Source organism: Mesorhizobium sp. M0778 (genome assembly GCF_040320105.1).
Taxonomy (GTDB): domain Bacteria; phylum Pseudomonadota; class Alphaproteobacteria; order Rhizobiales; family Rhizobiaceae; genus Mesorhizobium.
This window is the reverse complement of record NZ_JAMYPA010000008.1, coordinates 121,311-137,258: the sequence shown is the minus strand read 5'-3', so window position 1 is coordinate 137,258 and position 15,948 is coordinate 121,311. Positions and strand designations below refer to the sequence as shown.

12 protein-coding genes are annotated in these 15,948 nt (G+C 63.7%); 9 read left to right on the top strand and 3 right to left on the bottom strand.

Annotated elements, in window-relative coordinates; genetic code table 11:
* Nucleotides 1–165: 165 nt before the first annotated feature.
* The 7 genes from NKI22_RS13865 (at nucleotide 166) to NKI22_RS13835 (ending at nucleotide 12,756) form a co-directional block, all read left to right on the top strand.
* Complete coding sequence (locus tag NKI22_RS13865; protein ID WP_352958510.1) at nucleotides 166–5,646, top strand: alpha-2-macroglobulin family protein; 5,481 nt, start codon at nucleotides 166–168, stop codon at nucleotides 5,644–5,646.
* 163 nt (nucleotides 5,647–5,809) lie between these two features.
* Nucleotides 5,810–7,906, top strand: a complete 2,097-nt coding sequence (gene pbpC / locus NKI22_RS13860) for a penicillin-binding protein 1C (protein WP_031194520.1) — start codon at nucleotides 5,810–5,812, stop codon at nucleotides 7,904–7,906.
* A gap of 27 nt (nucleotides 7,907–7,933) precedes the next feature.
* Entirely contained in the window at nucleotides 7,934–8,647 is a 714-nt protein-coding gene (locus NKI22_RS13855; protein WP_352814716.1) for a M15 family metallopeptidase, read from the top strand.
* Between the two features lie 219 nt (nucleotides 8,648–8,866).
* Nucleotides 8,867–9,895, top strand: a complete 1,029-nt coding sequence (locus NKI22_RS13850) for a sulfate ABC transporter substrate-binding protein (protein ID WP_023720879.1) — start codon at nucleotides 8,867–8,869, stop codon at nucleotides 9,893–9,895.
* Nucleotides 9,896–9,913: 18 nt separating this feature from the next.
* Nucleotides 9,914–10,765 carry a sulfate ABC transporter permease subunit CysT gene (gene cysT / locus NKI22_RS13845; RefSeq protein ID WP_352814718.1) on the top strand — a complete coding sequence of 284 codons (852 nt, stop codon included), beginning with the start codon at nucleotides 9,914–9,916 and terminating at the stop codon, nucleotides 10,763–10,765.
* Nucleotides 10,758–11,642, top strand: a complete 885-nt coding sequence (gene cysW, locus NKI22_RS13840) for a sulfate ABC transporter permease subunit CysW (protein ID WP_023720881.1) — start codon at nucleotides 10,758–10,760, stop codon at nucleotides 11,640–11,642. The genes cysT and cysW overlap by 8 nt, the downstream gene beginning before the upstream one ends.
* A 73-nt stretch (nucleotides 11,643–11,715) precedes the next feature.
* Nucleotides 11,716–12,756 carry a sulfate/molybdate ABC transporter ATP-binding protein gene (locus tag NKI22_RS13835; protein ID WP_352482922.1) on the top strand — a complete coding sequence of 347 codons (1,041 nt, stop codon included), beginning with the start codon at nucleotides 11,716–11,718 and terminating at the stop codon, nucleotides 12,754–12,756.
* Between the two features lie 14 nt (nucleotides 12,757–12,770).
* Here the strand turns inward: NKI22_RS13835 and NKI22_RS13830 are convergent, their stop codons facing one another.
* Together NKI22_RS13830 and NKI22_RS13825 are read right to left on the bottom strand one after the other, a co-directional pair.
* A complete protein-coding gene (locus NKI22_RS13830) occupies nucleotides 12,771–13,169 on the bottom strand; it encodes a type II toxin-antitoxin system VapC family toxin (RefSeq protein WP_502897697.1) in 399 nt (132 codons plus the stop codon).
* Nucleotides 13,169–13,441, bottom strand: a complete 273-nt coding sequence (locus NKI22_RS13825) for an AbrB/MazE/SpoVT family DNA-binding domain-containing protein (protein WP_023721148.1) — start codon at nucleotides 13,439–13,441, stop codon at nucleotides 13,169–13,171. The genes NKI22_RS13830 and NKI22_RS13825 overlap by 1 nt, the downstream gene beginning before the upstream one ends.
* 280 nt (nucleotides 13,442–13,721) lie before the next feature.
* Between NKI22_RS13825 and NKI22_RS13820 the strand changes: the two genes are divergently transcribed.
* On the top strand, nucleotides 13,722–14,708 hold the full coding sequence (locus tag NKI22_RS13820; RefSeq protein ID WP_023721149.1) for a sulfate ABC transporter substrate-binding protein: 987 nt from the start codon (nucleotides 13,722–13,724) through the stop codon (nucleotides 14,706–14,708).
* 250 nt (nucleotides 14,709–14,958) lie between these two features.
* Nucleotides 14,959–15,408 carry an RrF2 family transcriptional regulator gene (locus NKI22_RS13815; RefSeq protein ID WP_006202816.1) on the top strand — a complete coding sequence of 150 codons (450 nt, stop codon included), beginning with the start codon at nucleotides 14,959–14,961 and terminating at the stop codon, nucleotides 15,406–15,408.
* A gap of 8 nt (nucleotides 15,409–15,416) precedes the next feature.
* On the opposite strand, the gene NKI22_RS13810 is transcribed toward NKI22_RS13815, so the two are convergent.
* On the bottom strand, nucleotides 15,417–15,896 hold the full coding sequence (locus tag NKI22_RS13810; RefSeq protein WP_352483074.1) for an Lrp/AsnC family transcriptional regulator: 480 nt from the start codon (nucleotides 15,894–15,896) through the stop codon (nucleotides 15,417–15,419).
* Between the last annotated feature and the right edge of the window lie 52 nt (nucleotides 15,897–15,948).

The following is a 15,948-nucleotide window of genomic DNA, read 5'->3' as shown; positions in this document are numbered from 1 at the left end:
TTCTGCGTCGCCGCAAGAAAGCGTGATCCCCTGTCCTATGGAGCTACTACCGGTCACCGACCGGAAAGCAAACCGTTGGCAGGCGGATCCTGCCGCGTCCTGATGTTGACAAGCGCGACTGAAGCTTGAAGATTTCTGGACGTAAGCACTTGTCTGGAGGGGTTTATGGCAATGCGCGCGGCTCGTGGTCTATCGATTCTTTTCCTTCTCTTTTTCGCCTGGAGCGGTGTCGCGCAAGCGGCCGAAGCCCGGCGGGTGGTGACATCGGATAATTCCGACTATTTTGGTTTCGATCTCAGATCCGACCAGAATGTCAGCCTCGATCAGTGCAAGACCACCTGCCTCGGCGACCCGGCCTGCCGTGCCTTCACCTACAACCTCAAGGCCAAATGGTGCTTCCTTAAATCCGATTACAACTCGTTGAAACCCTTCGGCGGCGCCGTCGCCGGCAAGGTCGTCAACATCGATGGCGATCCCGACATCGGCGCGCCACCCGAACTCGCCTTCTTCCCCAACTGGATGGCCGACCAGGCCCAGCAATACCGCAACAAGCTCACCGGCCCGACCTACACCAAGCCGACAGAGGGGCTGACGGCGCTGAGGGCCGCCGCCGAACAGTCGGCGCTGACGGGCGATCATCGCTCGGCCATGCACAAATACGAAGCGGCGGTTTCGGTGCTGCCGGACGATGGCCAGCTCTGGCTCGAGCTGGCGCGCGAAACGCTTGCCGTCCATCCGACCGCCAACAGTTCGGAGCCGTCGACCCTACCGGCGGACGCCACTTCCGCCGCCTTCAACGCCTACAAATTGCTGCGCACCACCAAGACGCGCGCCGACGTGCTGGCGCTGCTCGGCGACGGCCTTGACCGCCGCGACCTCTACAGGCCGGCCCTGCAGGCCTACGAGGCGAGCCTCGCTTTGGTCAATTCGCCAGCGGTCAGGGCCGCCTATCAGGATCTCAAGGCCCGCAAGGGCTTCCGCGTCATCGATCATACCGTCGATGCCGACACCAGCGCGCCGCGTATCTGCGCGCAGTTCTCCGAGGAGTTGGTCAAGACCGGCGTCGATTATTCCCAGTTCGTCACCGTCGACAACGCCGCTCCCAAGGGCGTCGAAGCCAAGGACAAGCAGATCTGCGTCGAAGGGCTCGAGCACGGCCAGCATTATGACGTGACCTTCCGCGCCGGCCTGCCGGCCGCCATTGGCGAGGTCACCGCGGCACCGGTGGTACTGTCGATCTACGTGCAGGACCGCGCGCCTTCGGCCCGCTTCACCGGCGACAGCTTCGTGCTGCCCGCCGGCGCACGCCGCGGCATACCGGTCGTCACCGTCAACATGAATGCCGCCGAAATGAAGCTCTTCCGCATCGGCGACCGCTCGCTGGCCCAGCTTCTGTCGGGGTATCAGTTCCTGCGCCAACTTGACGGCTACGACATTTCGAACATCTCCGAACAGATGGGCGAGCCGGTCTGGCAAGGCCAGCTCGACATCGCCAACGACCTCAACAAGGAAGTCACCACCTCCTTCCCCATCGACGAGGCGTTGCCGAAGCGCAAGCCCGGCGTCTATGTGCTGACCGCACAAGCCGTCAACGATCGCAGCGACGACTATGATTCGCACGCCACGCAATGGTTCGTCGTCTCCGACATCGGCCTGTCGACCTATACCGGACAGGATGGGCTGAACGTCTTTGCCCGTTCGCTCGCAACCGCCAAGCCGATTGCCCGCGCCGAGCTGACGCTGCTGGCCAGGAACAACGAGATCCTTGGCACCGCGACCACCGACGCGGAAGGGCGGGCGGTGTTCAATCCCGGCCTGACGCGCGGCGACAGCGGCATGGCACCGGCGGTGCTGATGGCCAAGCAGGGCGACGACGACTTCGTCTTCCTCGATATGGGCCGCGCCGGGTTCGACCTGTCCGACCGCGGCGTCGCCGGACGTGCGGCGCCGGGCGCGCTCGACGTCTATGCCTGGACCGAGCGCGGCATCTACCGCGCCGGCGAGGACGTCCACGTCTCGGCTCTTGCCCGCGACAGTGCCGCCAAGGCGGTCGAGAACCTGCCGCTCACCTTCATCTTCTCGCGGCCCGACGGCGTCGAGGACCGCCGCATCGTCAGCGACGGAGCATCGGCCGGCGGCCACGCCGTCGACCTGCCGCTGGAACCCAACGCCATGCGCGGCACCTGGACAGTGGCGATCCACACCGATCCCAAGCAGGCGGCGGTTGCCAGCCAGATGTTCCTGGTCGAGGACTTCGTCCCGGATCGCATCGAGTTCGACCTGTCCGCCGACAAGCAGGAGATCGCCCAGGGCGAGACCGCCAACATCACCGTCGACGGCCGCTTTCTCTATGGCGCGCCGGCCGCGGGCCTCGCGCTCGAAGGCGAATTGACGCTGTCGACCGCCCGCGACTGGGACCGCTTCAAAGGCTATTCCTTCGGTCTGGCCGACGAACAGTCGGCCGAACCAACGGTGACGCCCTTCACCGGCCTGCCGGTGGTCGGCGACGACGGCAAGGCGACCTTCCCGGTTTCCGTCGATCAATTGCCATCCACCACCAAGCTGGTCGATGCCAAGGTCACGGTCCGGTTGCGCGAGACCGGCGGCCGTGCGATCGAGCGCTCGCTGAATATCGGCATCCGCCCGCAGGGCCACATGATCGGCATCCGCCCCGATTTCGACGGCGACGAGGTGCCGCAAGGCGGCACGGCCAAGTTCAGCCTGATCGCCGTCGACCCCGACGGCAAGCGTGAGGCGCTCAAGGGTGCGCAGTGGTCGCTGGTCAAGGTCGAGCGCAGCTACCAGTGGTACCGCTCGAGCAATTCCTGGAACTATGAGCCGGTCATCTTCACCAAGGCGGTGGCCAACGGCCAGGTCGACCTGAGCGCCGATGGCGAGGCTACCATGTCGCTGCCGGTCGACTGGGGCCGCTACCGGCTCGATATCGAGACAGCCGATCCGGAAGGCCCGGCGACCAGCTATGAGTTCGACGCCGGCTGGTATGTCAGCTCGACGACCACCGAAACGCCTGACGGGCTCGAGATAGCGCTCGACAAGGACACCTATGCGGCGGGCGAAGTAGCCAAGCTCAAAGTGTCGCCGCACTTTGCCGGCGAATTGCTCGTCACCATCGGCGCCGACAAGCTCTTGAGGACGGTCACCGCCAGCGTGCCGGCCGGCGGCAGCACCGTCGACATCCCGGTCGGCGACGATTGGGGTGCCGGCGCCTACGTCACGGCAACGCTGTTCAGGCCGGGCGATGCGCAAGAGACGCGCATGCCGGCGCGCGCCATCGGCGTCAAATGGCTGAAGCTCGATCCCGGCTCGCGGAAGCTTGCCGTCAGCTTGGCGCCGCCGGACAAGACCATGCCGCGCCAGCAGCTGTCGATCCCGGTCGCCGTCGCCGGCGTGCAGCCCGGCACCAACGCCTATGTCATGGTCGCGGCCGTCGACGTCGGCATCCTCAACCTGACCAACTACAAGGTACCGGATCCGGAGAACTGGTTCTTCGGCCAGCGCATGCTCGGTCTCGAGGTTCGCGACATCTATGGCCGGCTGATCGACGGCTCGCTGGGCACGACCGGCAAGCTGCGCACTGGCGGCGATGGCGCCAACATGCAGTCGCAAGGCAGTCCGCCGACCGAAAAGCTGGTCGCCTTCTTCTCCGGCCCGGTCCAGCTCGACGCCGACGGCAAGGCGCGGATCGACTTCGACATACCACAGTTCAACGGCACCGTGCGCGTCATGGCCGTCGCCTGGACCAAGGAAGCGGTCGGCCATGCCCAGTCAGACGTCATCGTGCGCGATCCGGTGGTGATCACCGCCGGCCTGCCGCGCTTCCTGGCGCCCGGCGATTCCGCCGTCATGCGGCTCGACGTCGCCGACACCGATGGCCCCGCTGGCGACTACAAGCTGACCATCGACACGACGGGCGACCTGTCTACCGGCAGTGCCGCCTTGCCTGAAAAGCTGACGCTGGCCAAAGGCAAGCGGCAGACACTGACCGTGCCGTTGATTGCGCAGACCGCGGGCAACGCCTCGATCACCATCAAGCTTGCGCATGCCGATGGCACCGCCGTCGAGCAGACGCTCTATGTGCCGGTGCGCCCGGCGCAACTGCCGGTGACCACCCGCATGGTCGTCGACCTCAAGGGCAATGGCGGCGCGCTGCGCGTCGACAAGGAACTGTTGGCGGCAAGCCTGCTCGATGGCGCTTCGGTGAGCGTCGGCGTTTCGCAGTCAGCTGCCTTCGATGTGCCGTCGCTGCTGATGACGCTCGACCGCTATCCCTATGGTTGCGCTGAGCAGACCACCAGCCGTGCCATGCCGCTTCTATACGTCAACGAGATGGCTTCCGGCATCGGCATGGCCAGCGACCCCGATCTGCATGGCCGCGTCCAGGACGCCATCTACAAGGTGCTGAGCTACCAAGCCTCGGCCGGCAGCTTCGGTCTGTGGGGTCCGGGTTCCGGCGATCTGTGGCTCGACGCCTATGTCACCGATTTCCTGACCCGGGCGCGCGAGCAGAAATACGACGTGCCGGCCCTGGCGATGAACCAAGCGCTGAGCAATCTGCACAACGCGATCGGCTACGACCAGGACGTCCAGGATCGCGGCAGTGAGATCGCTTATGCGCTCTATGTGCTTGCCCGCAACAAGAAGGCCTCGGTCGGCGATCTGCGTTATTACGCCGACACCCAGCTCGAAGCCTTTACCAGCCCGATGGCCGTCGCCCAACTGGCGGCCTCTCTCGCGCTCTACGGTGACACGCAGCGCTCGGAGGCAACCTTCCAGGCCGCGTTGCAACTGGCCAAGTCGACGCCGGAATATGACTATTACCGGTCCGACTATGGCTCGCCGCTGCGTGACGGTGCGGCGATCCTGGCGCTTGCCGCGGAAAGCAAGCCGGTGCCGACCATCGTGCCGGCGCTGATCCAGCTGGTGACCAGGGAACGCGCCGACGCCAGGTGGACCAGCACCCAGGACGAGTCCTGGATGCTGCTGGCGGCCCGCGCGCTGAAGGCCGGCAATGATTCGATCGCGCTGACCGTCAACGGCGCACCGCATGCCGGCGGCTATTCGGACCAGATCGCCGGTGGCGAACTGGCCGACAGTCCGCTGACCATCGTCAACACCGGCAGAAATCCGCTGCAGGCGGTCGTCACCACCGTGGCCTCGCCGATCCAGCCTCTGCCGGCCGGCGGCAACGGCTTTACCATCAGCCGTACCTACTACAAGCTCGACGGCACAGAGGCCAACGTGACGGAGGTCAAGCAGAACGAACGCTATGTCGTCGTGCTCAAGGTTTACGAGCAGAACACCTGGCCTTCGCGGCTGCTGATCACCGACCTGTTGCCGGCCGGCTTCGAGATCGACAATCCGGGCCTGGTCTCCAGCGCCCAATTGACGAACTTCTCCTGGCTGGCGCAGACCGATGCTGCCCATCTCGAATTCCGCAACGACCGTTTCGTCGCGGCCTTCAATCCGAACGACGGCGACGGCGACCGCAACATCACGCTCGCCTACGTCGTGCGCGCGGTGACGCCGGGCACCTATGCCCACCCGGCAGCAACGATCGAAGACATGTACCGGCCGCAATATTCGGCCCGCACCGCCACCGGCATGATGGAGGTCAAGGCGCCGTAACGATGGAGAGGGACGCAAACTGGTTGGCTGTAGCTAACGACGTGACGCCGCGCCGCCCCTTACCCTTACCCTCTCCCCGTGAAGGACAGGGAGAGGGGGTCGCCAGCGTTGCGGCCATTCACCCTCTCCCCGTCCTCCACGGGGAGAGGGTGCCGGCAGGCGGATGAGGGGCGGCGCCGTGCTCTCCAAAAGATTCCTCCGCCGAGCGGCCATTGCGGGCATTTCCTTCGCCGCAATCACCGCTGTCGCCCTCTGGCAGCTCGACCGCGCTTTTCCGCCGCCGCTGCCGGCTGCGCTGACGGTCTCGACCGAGGTGCAGGACCGTGACGGCCAGCTGTTGCGGGCCTTCGCCACGCCGGATGGCTATTGGCGGCTTGCGACCAACCTGGACCAGGTCGACAACCAGTTCGTCGACATGCTGGTCACCTATGAGGACAAGCGCTTCTGGGATCATCAAGGCGTCGACGTGCTGGCACTGGCGCGTGCGGCCGGACAGTTCGCGACCAGCGGCCATATCGTCTCCGGTGGTTCGACGCTCTCGATGCAGCTCGCCCGGCTGATCGAACCGCGCGACAGCCGCAGCCTCGGCTCGAAGATCAAACAGATGCTGCGCGCCGTCCAGATAGAACGGCGGCTGTCCAAGCGCGAGATCCTCGAACGCTACCTGACGCTGGCGCCCTATGGCGGCAATCTCGAAGGCGTGCGCGCCGCTTCGCTCGCCTATTTCGGCAAGGAGCCGAAGCGGCTGACGGTCTCTGAGGCGGCCCTGCTCGTCGCTTTGCCGCAATTGCCGGAAAAGCGACGCCCTGACCGCAACCTCGAAGTCGCTCATGCCGCCCGCGACCGCGTGCTGACCCGCATGGTGTCGGCAGGCCTGCTCGGCGAACGCGAGGCCGCGCGAGCCGCGCTCGACGATGTGTCGGGGCTGCGGCGGACCTTGCCGGCGCTCGCTGCTCATGCTGCCTATGCAATGCTGCCCAAGGCCATTCCCGGCCAGAAGCTGCAACTAACGATCCGCAAGAGTGTCCAGGAAGGGCTGGAGCAGGTGGCCAAGGATGCCGCCGCCAAGCTCGGCCCTCGCCTCTCGGTGGCCATGGTGCTGGCCGATGCCCGCACCGGCGATATTCTTGGCGAGGTCGGCTCTGCCGATTTCTTCGATGCCAGCCGTTCGGGCTGGATCGACATGACCAAGGTCGTTCGCTCGCCTGGCTCGACGCTGAAGCCGTTCATCTACGGCCTCGCCTTCGAGCAAGGCCTGGTGGCGCAGGAGATGCTGATTGAGGACAGCCCGGCCGATTTCTCCGGTTACCGGCCGAAGAACTTCGACATGGGCTATCAGGGCGATGTCAGCATCAGGCAGGCGCTGCAATTGTCGCTCAACGTGCCGGCGATCCGCGTGCTCGACGCGGTCGGCCCGGCCCGGCTGATGGCGCGCTTTCGCCAGGCAGGCGTGATGCCGATACTGCCCGTCAACGAAGCGCCTGGCCTGGCGATCGGCCTCGGTGGCGTCGGAGTGACGCTGCGCGACCTCGTCCAACTCTATGCCGGCCTTGCCAATGGCGGCAAGGCACACACGCTGCATGACGGCACGGAGCCGGCGAACACCGAACGCTCGACCACCACCATCCTCGATGGTCAGGCGAATTGGCAGATCACGGACATCCTGTCGGGCGTCAAGCCGCCCCAGGGTGCCGCCCAACGCGGCATCGCCTACAAGACCGGCACCTCCTACGGCTATCGCGACGCCTGGTCGGTCGGCTTCGACGGCCGTTATGTGCTCGGCGTCTGGGTCGGCCGCCCCGATGCCGGCGCGGTGCCCGGTCTGTCCGGCTATGTCTCGGCCGCGCCCATTCTGTTCGAAGGCTTTGTCCGTTCCAGCCTAGCCGCCGTGCCGCTGCCAAGCCAACCGTCCGGCGTCCGCCGGCCAAAGCGTGAAGAATTGCCGGTGACGCTGACGCGCTTCGGCGCCGGCGTCGACGGGCTGGTGCAGGCGACGCCGACCGAACCTGCACCAACCATCGTCTTTCCGCCTGACGGCGCCCGTGTCGATCTCGGCACTTCCTCGGCCGACGCCTCGCCGCTGGTGCTCAAGCTGCAAGGCGGCCGCGCACCGTTCCGCTGGCTGGCCAACGGCAAGCCGCTGGTCGGCATCGACCGGCGGCGCACCGCGACCTGGCAGCCGGACGGCGCCGGCTATTCCACCCTGACCGTAATCGATGCGGCGGGGCGCGCGGCCAGTGTGAAGGTTTTTGTCGAGTGAAAGTTTCCCTTGAATAGTTTCCGGCAGGTGATTCAGCGGATTGGGTTTTACGCCTTGCTTTCGGCCGCCGGTATTTCCTCGGCCTCTGCTGACGCCCTCCCCGCCGGCTTTGTTCGGCTGGCCGACATCGATCCCGGTATCCGGCAGGATATCCGCTATGCCGGCCTCGAAAACTTCCTGCATCGCAAGGTAAGCGGTTACGATGCGCCGGTATGCGTCCTCACCAGCCAAGCGGCGCAAGCGCTTTCCGCAGTGCAGAAAGCGATTGCTGCCGGAGGGCTGACGCTGGTCGTGTTCGACTGCTACCGCCCTGCGCGTGCTGTCTCCGACATGGGTGACTGGACAAAAACGAGCGGACCACCGGACCCGCAATGGTACCCAAAGGTCAAGCGCAAGGATCTCATCGCCAAGGGCTATATCGGCGAACTGTCCACCCATTCGCGCGGATCGACGGTCGATGTCGCCATCACGCGAGCGGACCGCAAGAGCGCTCCGAAACCGGCCTGCGGCGCGACCGATGCCGACACGCTGGATTTCGGCACCGGTTTCGACTGTTTCGATCCGACGAGCGAAACGGCTCACCGACCGATCGCCAGTGAAGCGGCGGCAAACCGCAAAAAACTTGTCGAGGCGATGCGCGCCGGCGGCTTCAAGAATTACGCACGCGAATGGTGGCACTTCACGCTGGAAAACGAGCCGTTTCCAAGAGTGCGCTTCAACTTTCCCGTCACCGCCGAATAGTCCGCCAAAACCTCGTTCGGACGCGACGCCGCCATTGCCGAAGAGCTAGCCGTCTCTAGATAATCGCGTCGGGAGCGCAGGTCCCGTGCAAGGGAAAATAGTTCCTCCCATCGCCGAAAGTAGGCGAAAAATTGCTTCAATAGGCCAAAAAAGGCAACATTGAATGCATCTAAATTCTATCAATTCGGTAGATTTGGCGCGAGTTCAACGGAGGCGGAAATGACCAAACCTCATTTCAGGAAACTGCTCGGCGCACTGGTCGCCACATCGGTCCAGTTCGGCACGCTCGGTTTCGCGTTTGCCGACACCACCATTCTCAACGTGTCCTATGACCCGACGCGTGAGCTCTACAAGCAATTCGATGAGGCCTTTGTCGCCCACTGGAAGGCCGAGACAGGCGAGACGGTGACCATCCAGCAGTCGCATGGCGGATCCGGCGCCCAGGCGCGCGCCGTGATCGACGGGCTCGACGCCGACGTGGTGACGCTGGCGCTCGAAGGCGATATCAACGCCATTGTCTCGAAAACGAAGAAGATCAATCCCGACTGGCGGACGAAATTCGAAAACAATTCGGCGCCTTACACCTCGACCATCATCTTCCTCGTCCGCAAGGGAAACCCCAAGGGCATTCATGATTGGGGCGATCTGGTCAAGGATGACGTCCAGGTGATCACGCCCAATCCGAAGACCTCCGGCGGCGCGCGCTGGAATTATCTTGCCGCCTGGGCCTATGCCAGCGCCAAGGATGGCGGCGACGAGGCCAAGACCAAGGGATTCGTTGGCAATCTCTATGCGCATGTCCCGGTTCTCGACACCGGTGCGCGCGGCGCCACCGTGACCTTTGCGCAAAAAGGGCTAGGCGACGTGCTGCTCGCCTGGGAAAACGAGGCCTATCTGGCGCTCGACGAGTTCGGCGCTGACAATTTCGATATCGTCTACCCGCCGACCTCGATCCTGGCCGAGCCGCCGGTCGCAGTGGTCGACGCCAATGTCGACGCCAAAGGCACACGCAAAGTTGCCGAAGCCTATCTGAGCTACCTCTATTCCAAGGAAGGCCAGACGATCATCGCCAAGAACCATTATCGCCCTTCGAAGCCCGACCTGGTGCCGGCGGAGGACCTGGCCAAGCAGCCTGAGATCAAGCTGGTCACCATCGACGACCCACTTTTTGGCGGCTGGAAGAAGGCACAGCCTTATCATTTCGGCGACGGTGGTATATTCGACCAGATCTATAAGCCGGCCCAGTAGCATTTAGATCAGGACGACATGACCACAGCACCCGCCAAGGCGGGGTGGCGGTTCAGGCAGCCGAGCGTCATTCCGGGTTTCGGATTGACGCTCGGCTTCTCGCTTGCCTACCTCACCCTCATCATCCTCATTCCCCTGTCCGGGTTGATCTGGCGCTCGGCGGCGCTCGGCTGGGCCGACTTCTGGGCGATCGTCACCGACCGCCGCACCATCAACGCGCTTGAAATCAGCTTCGGCACCGCCTTCATTGCCGCCGCCGTCAACGTCGTCTTCGGCACGATCGTCGCCTGGGTGCTGGTGCGCTACAGCTTTCCCGGCCGCCGCATCGTCGATGCCATGGTCGACCTGCCCTTTGCGCTGCCGACGGCGGTTGCCGGCATCGCGCTGACCACGCTTTACGCACCGAACGGCTGGATCGGCAGCCTGCTGACGCCGCTCGGCATCAAAGTCGCTTATACGCCACTCGGCATTGTCATTGCGCTGATCTTCATCGGGCTGCCCTTCGTCGTGCGCACCGTGCAGCCGATCATGGAGGAGATCGACAAGGAGGTCGAGGAAGTGGCCGCAACGCTCGGCGCCAATCGCTTCCAGATCATCAGCCGCGTCCTGCTTCCCGGACTGGCGCCGGCCATCGTCACCGGTTTCGCGCTGGCCTTCGCGCGCGGCGTCGGCGAGTACGGCTCAGTCATCTTCATCGCCGGCAACCTGCCCTATAAATCCGAGATCGCACCGCTTCTGATTGTCATCAGGCTCGAGGAATATAATTACGCTGCGGCGACAGCGATCGCGGCGATCATGCTGGCGCTGTCCTTCGTGATGCTGCTGGTCATCAACCTGGTGCAGACGTGGAGCCGCAAGCGCTATGGCTGACCCGGAGATCAAATCCTACGCGCCGCACCACGAAAGCCAGTCGCCGGCGGTGACCGAAAGCCGCACGGCGAGAACCGTGCTGATGATCGTGACCTTTGCCTTCCTCGGCATTTTCCTGCTCTTGCCGCTGATCATCGTCTTCAAGGAAGCTTTCGCCAAAGGCATCGAGGCCTACACACAGGCGCTGTCGGAACCGGATACGCGCTCGGCGATCCGCCTGACGCTTCTGGTCGCGGCGATCTCGGTGCCGCTCAACGTCGTCTTCGGCATTTCCGCCGCCTGGGCGATTGCCAAGTTCGAGTTCAAGGGCAAGGCGTTCCTGACCACGCTGATCGACCTGCCGTTTTCGGTCTCCCCGGTCATTTCCGGCCTGGTCTATGTACTCCTCTTCGGCGCGCAAGGCCTGCTCGGTGCCTGGCTCAAGGCGCATGGCATCGTCATCCTGTTTGCCGTGCCGGGCATCGTGCTGGCCACCATCTTCGTCACCTTCCCCTTCGTCGCCCGCGAATTGATCCCGCTGATGCAGGAGCAGGGCAATGGCGACGAGGAGGCGGCCCTGTCGCTCGGCGCCAATGGCTGGCAGGCGTTCTGGTACGTGACGTTGCCTAACGTCAAATGGGGATTGCTCTACGGCGTACTGTTGTGCAATGCCCGCGCCATGGGTGAGTTCGGCGCGGTCTCGGTGGTGTCCGGCCACATACGCGGGTTGACCAACACCATGCCGCTGCATGTCGAAATCCTTTATAACGAGTACAATGCCGCCGCCGCCTTTGCCGTCGCTTCGCTGCTTGCCGGCCTGGCGCTCGTCACACTGGTCTTGAAAACACTTCTCGAGATGCGCTACGGCGCCGAGATCGCCGCGACGCGCGGACACTGACAAAATGCATGTCGCCCAAAAGTGGGAACCGGTTTTGGGATAACGACATGCATCAACTACAAAAGGGATTTGTATGGAAGTTCGCGTTGCCAACGTGCGCAAGGAGTTTGAGCGGTTTCCGGCCCTTCACGACGTTTCGCTCGACATCAAGTCGGGTGAGTTGATCGCGTTGCTGGGGCCATCCGGTTCCGGCAAGACGACGCTGCTCAGGCTGATTGCCGGGTTGGAGCGGCCGACCCGCGGAAAGATCTTCTTCGGCGAAGAGGATGCCTCGCAAAAGTCGATCCAGGAGCGCAATGTCGGCTTCGTCTTTCAGCATTACGCGCTGTTTCGCCATATGACGGTCGCCGACAATATCGGCTTCGGACTCAAGGTCCGGCACGGGCCGTCACGCCCGTCGGCGAAGGAAATCCGCCGCCGCGCCTCGGAACTCCTCAACCTCGTTCAGCTTTCCGGTCTGGAAAAACGCTATCCGGCGCAGCTTTCGGGCGGCCAGCGCCAGCGCGTGGCGCTGGCCCGCGCCATGGCGATCGAACCGGCCGTGCTTTTGCTCGACGAGCCGTTCGGCGCGCTCGATGCCCAGGTGCGCCGCGAACTGCGCCGCTGGCTGCGCGACATCCACGACGCCACCGGCCACACCACGGTCTTCGTCACCCATGACCAGGAAGAGGCGCTGGAGCTTGCCGACCGCGTCGTGGTGATGAGCCAGGGCCGCATCGAGCAGGTTGGCACCGCCGACGAGATCTACGACACGCCGAACTCGCCCTTCGTCTATGGCTTCATCGGCGAATCGAGCTCGATCCCGGTCAAGGTCGAGGACGGCCAGGTCTGGATCGCCGACCGGCCGATCGGGCTTTCCGCGCCGCACGCACCGCAAGGTGAAGCGACGCTGTTCTTCCGCCCGCACGACGTCGATCTGGTGGAAGAATGCAACGGCTGCATCGCCGGCACGGTTGTCGCCAGCCGCCGCGTCGCCGGCACCAGGCGGGTCGAGCTCGAAATCGGCGGCGAACGCCAGCGGGTCGAGATCGAGTTGCCAGTCGACCATCCGGCGGCGCAGAAAAGCCGGGTGGCTTTCAGGCCGCGGCGCTGGAAGCTTTTTCCGGCTGCTTGATCCTCTTTTAGGCGCTACACCAGCCAGTTCTCGACCTTCAGGCCTTTGATCCGGTTGAACTCGCCGGTGTTGGCGGTCACCAGGGTAGTTCCCAGTGCATAGGCGTGGGCAGCAATAAAAAGGTCGTTTTGGCCGATGGTCTGGCCCCTGCCTTCCAGCTCTGCGCGAATCGCGCCGTACTCGGCATCTACCGGCACATCGAGCGGCAAGACAGGAATCTCAGCCAGCAATTCCTCGACCTTCTTGAGCAACTTGGCCGACTCTTTCCTGGCGCAGCCATATCGCAGTTCCGAGGCGACCACGATGCTGGTACACACGGCGGCCTCTCCCACGCGCAGGGCGGCGGCGGCGGCTTTCCCGGCCGGATTTCGGATCATGTCGCTGATAATGTTCGTGTCCAGCATGAACCGCATCAAAAAAATTCCTCGGATTTGACAGGCATATCCTCGACTTCGGGAAAGTCCTCCTCGGAACCGGGGGGCGGCTCTTTCGCCCATTGCGCGAGCAGCGCCGTGAGGCCGGGTTTGCGAACCGGCTCGATGATCAGGCGGTCGCCTTCACGACTGATCAAGACCTTTTCGCCGGGAAGTTCGAACTCGACAGGAATGCGCACCGCCTGACTGCGATTGTTGCGAAACAGCTTCGCCTCTTTCGGCGGGGTTGTTGAATGGCGGCGTTGAGGCATGACGATAGCTCCTTGTATATACCATTTGTATATGCCAGACCGCGCGGCGATGCAATCGCCATCGCGTTGGCCGGCCGGGAACCATCGTGCACGCCGACGGCATCGGCACCGCTGCCAAGCTGCCCGGAAGACTCTGCCTGAAAGAAAAAACTAGAAATCCTCCACAGCGGGAATATTTCTTCTATCGACAACGTGGAGCGGCCGCTCTGCCTGCCTCGTCGCGCACAATGCCTTGCCGCTATAGTCCGGCAATAAGCGCACGCATTGGAGCCTTGTTTTCATGAAGCGATTTTTGCTTGGCGTCGCCACATTGGCCGGCCTGTTCCTCGCATCCTCCCAAGCCTGGTCGGCCGACAAATTGCTGAACGCTTCTTACGATGTCGGCCGCGAGCTGTTTGCGCAGGTCAACAAGGCGTTCGTCGCCGGCCACCCAGGCGTCACCATCGATCAGTCGCATGCCGGGACGTCTGCGCAGGCACGTGCCATCGCCGAGGGCCTCGGCGCCGATGTGGTCACCTTCAACCAGGTCCTCGACATCGACTTCCTGGTCAGGAAGGGTCTCATCTCCGCGGATTGGCAGAAAGATTTTCCCGACAACGCCTCGCCCTTCTATTCGCTGCCCTCCTTCCTGGTGCGCGCCGGCAATCCGAAGCACATCAAGGATTGGAACGATCTCGTGCGCGACGACGTCCAGGTGATCTTCCCCAATCCGAAAACCTCCGGCAATGCCCGGTACACCTACCTTGCGGCCACCGCCTACGCCAAGGAAGCCTTCAAGGGCGACGACGCCAAGGTGAAGGAATTCGTCACCAAGCTGTTCAACAACGTACCGATCTTCGACAGCGGCGGACGCGCCGCGACCACCACTTTCGTGCAGCGCGAGATCGGCGACGTGCTGATCACCTTTGAGTCGGAAACGCGCGGCGTCCGCAAGGAGTATGGCGAGGACAAATTCGAGCAGGTGACGCCCTCGGTCAGCCTTTTGGCCGAGTTTCCGGTGGCGATCGTCGACACGATCGCCGACGAGCATGGCACGCGCGACCTCGCCAAGACCTATCTCGACTTCCTTTATACGCTGGAGGGCCAGGACATCGCCGCCCGCAACGGCCTGCGGACCCGCGACGCGACGGTCGCCGCCAAGTACAAGGCTGAGTTTCCCGATGTCCGCCTATTGACGGTGGAGGATGTCTTCGGCGGCTGGGCCAAGGTCCAGGCCGAGCATTTCGCCGCTGGCGGCCTGCTCGACCAGACTTACGGCAGCCGCTGACGTCTGCAACCTCGTGAACTGATTGAAAGCGGGCGTTTGCCGGCTTTCTTCATTTGCTCGCCGAAAACGTGGCCTCCGCCCGTTCCGGACGCCCGCCCTCCAAAACGTTACGAAGAATCAACGCGTTTGCGCGCAATATGTCTTCGGGCGGCCTGTCTGCGCGAACGGCATCGCACGGCCAAACCGTCATTATTTGCACACAAACAGCCGCCAGATGCGGGTGGTTGGGGCTTAATGGGTTGACTCGGGCATGCTTACCAAAAAAGGCAAATACGGCCTCAAGGCTCTCGTGCATCTGTCCGGCCTGCCGGTCGGCCAGCTCGCATTCGTCAACGACATTGCGGTCGCCAACAACATCCCCAAGAAATTCCTGGATGCCATCCTGGGCGAGTTGCGCAATGCCGGCTTCGTCCAGAGCCGCAAGGGCAAGGAAGGCGGTTACCGCCTCGCCCGTCCCGCTTCCGAAATCAAGATCGGCCATGTCGTGCGTGTCCTCGACGGGCCGCTGGCGCCGATCCCTTGCGCCAGCCGCACACAATACCAGCGCTGCGAGGATTGCGACGAGGCGACCTGCCAGGTCCGGCACATGATGCTGGAGGTGCGTCAGGCGATCGCAGAGGTGCTGGACAACCGCAGCCTCGCCGCCATGCGCGACGCCGACAATGACGATTTCCCGGTCGAGCTGACGTCGCAGATTTAAATCTAGCATCAGGCCGGGCGCTTCACCGCCCCTAGCGGCGAGCGTGCCACTACCGGCGTCGACTGGATGATCGCCGTATTGGTCATCGCATGGGGAATGATCCGGTCGATCACCCGCTCGAGCTCGGCGACCGAGCCGACATGCGCCAGCGCGATGAAACAGTCTTCGCCGGTGACCCGGTCGCATTGGGCGATTTCCGGCAGGTCGCGGATGATTTCGGCCACGACGGCGAGTTGCCCCGGCACCGGCCTGATGCGCAGCCATGCCGACAGCTTCATGCCGAGCGCGGCCGGATTAATCCGCACCGTATAGGCCTCGATCACGCCGCTTTCCTGCAGCCGCTTGATGCGCTCGGCGACGCTCGGCGCCGACAGGCCGACTGAGCGCGCCAGTTCGGCAATACTGGTGCGCGCATCCTCCTCCAGCAGGCGCAGGATTTTTAGATCCGCCGGATCCAGATCGGTATTTTCATTTCGAAGGCGTTTCAGCGGAATACTCCTTGCTTTCGAAAAGGGAATAGCCGCAATGCCCGGCCATCAT

Bases quoted from the DNA above. Each gene is read 5' to 3' on its own strand.
- NKI22_RS13865 (WP_352958510.1), top strand. From the start codon at position 166: ATGGCAATGCGCGCGGCTCGTGGTCTATCGATTCTTTTCCTTCTCTTT.
- pbpC (WP_031194520.1), top strand. From the start codon at position 5,810: ATGAGGGGCGGCGCCGTGCTCTCCAAAAGATTCCTCCGCCGAGCGGCC.
- NKI22_RS13850 (WP_023720879.1), top strand. From the start codon at position 8,867: ATGACCAAACCTCATTTCAGGAAACTGCTCGGCGCACTGGTCGCCACA.
- cysT (WP_352814718.1), top strand. From the start codon at position 9,914: ATGACCACAGCACCCGCCAAGGCGGGGTGGCGGTTCAGGCAGCCGAGC.
- cysW (WP_023720881.1), top strand. From the start codon at position 10,758: ATGGCTGACCCGGAGATCAAATCCTACGCGCCGCACCACGAAAGCCAG.
- NKI22_RS13835 (WP_352482922.1), top strand. From the start codon at position 11,716: ATGGAAGTTCGCGTTGCCAACGTGCGCAAGGAGTTTGAGCGGTTTCCG.
- NKI22_RS13830 (WP_502897697.1), bottom strand. From the start codon at position 13,169: ATGCGGTTCATGCTGGACACGAACATTATCAGCGACATGATCCGAAAT.
- NKI22_RS13825 (WP_023721148.1), bottom strand. From the start codon at position 13,441: ATGCCTCAACGCCGCCATTCAACAACCCCGCCGAAAGAGGCGAAGCTG.
- NKI22_RS13820 (WP_023721149.1), top strand. From the start codon at position 13,722: ATGAAGCGATTTTTGCTTGGCGTCGCCACATTGGCCGGCCTGTTCCTC.
- NKI22_RS13815 (WP_006202816.1), top strand. From the start codon at position 14,959: ATGCTTACCAAAAAAGGCAAATACGGCCTCAAGGCTCTCGTGCATCTG.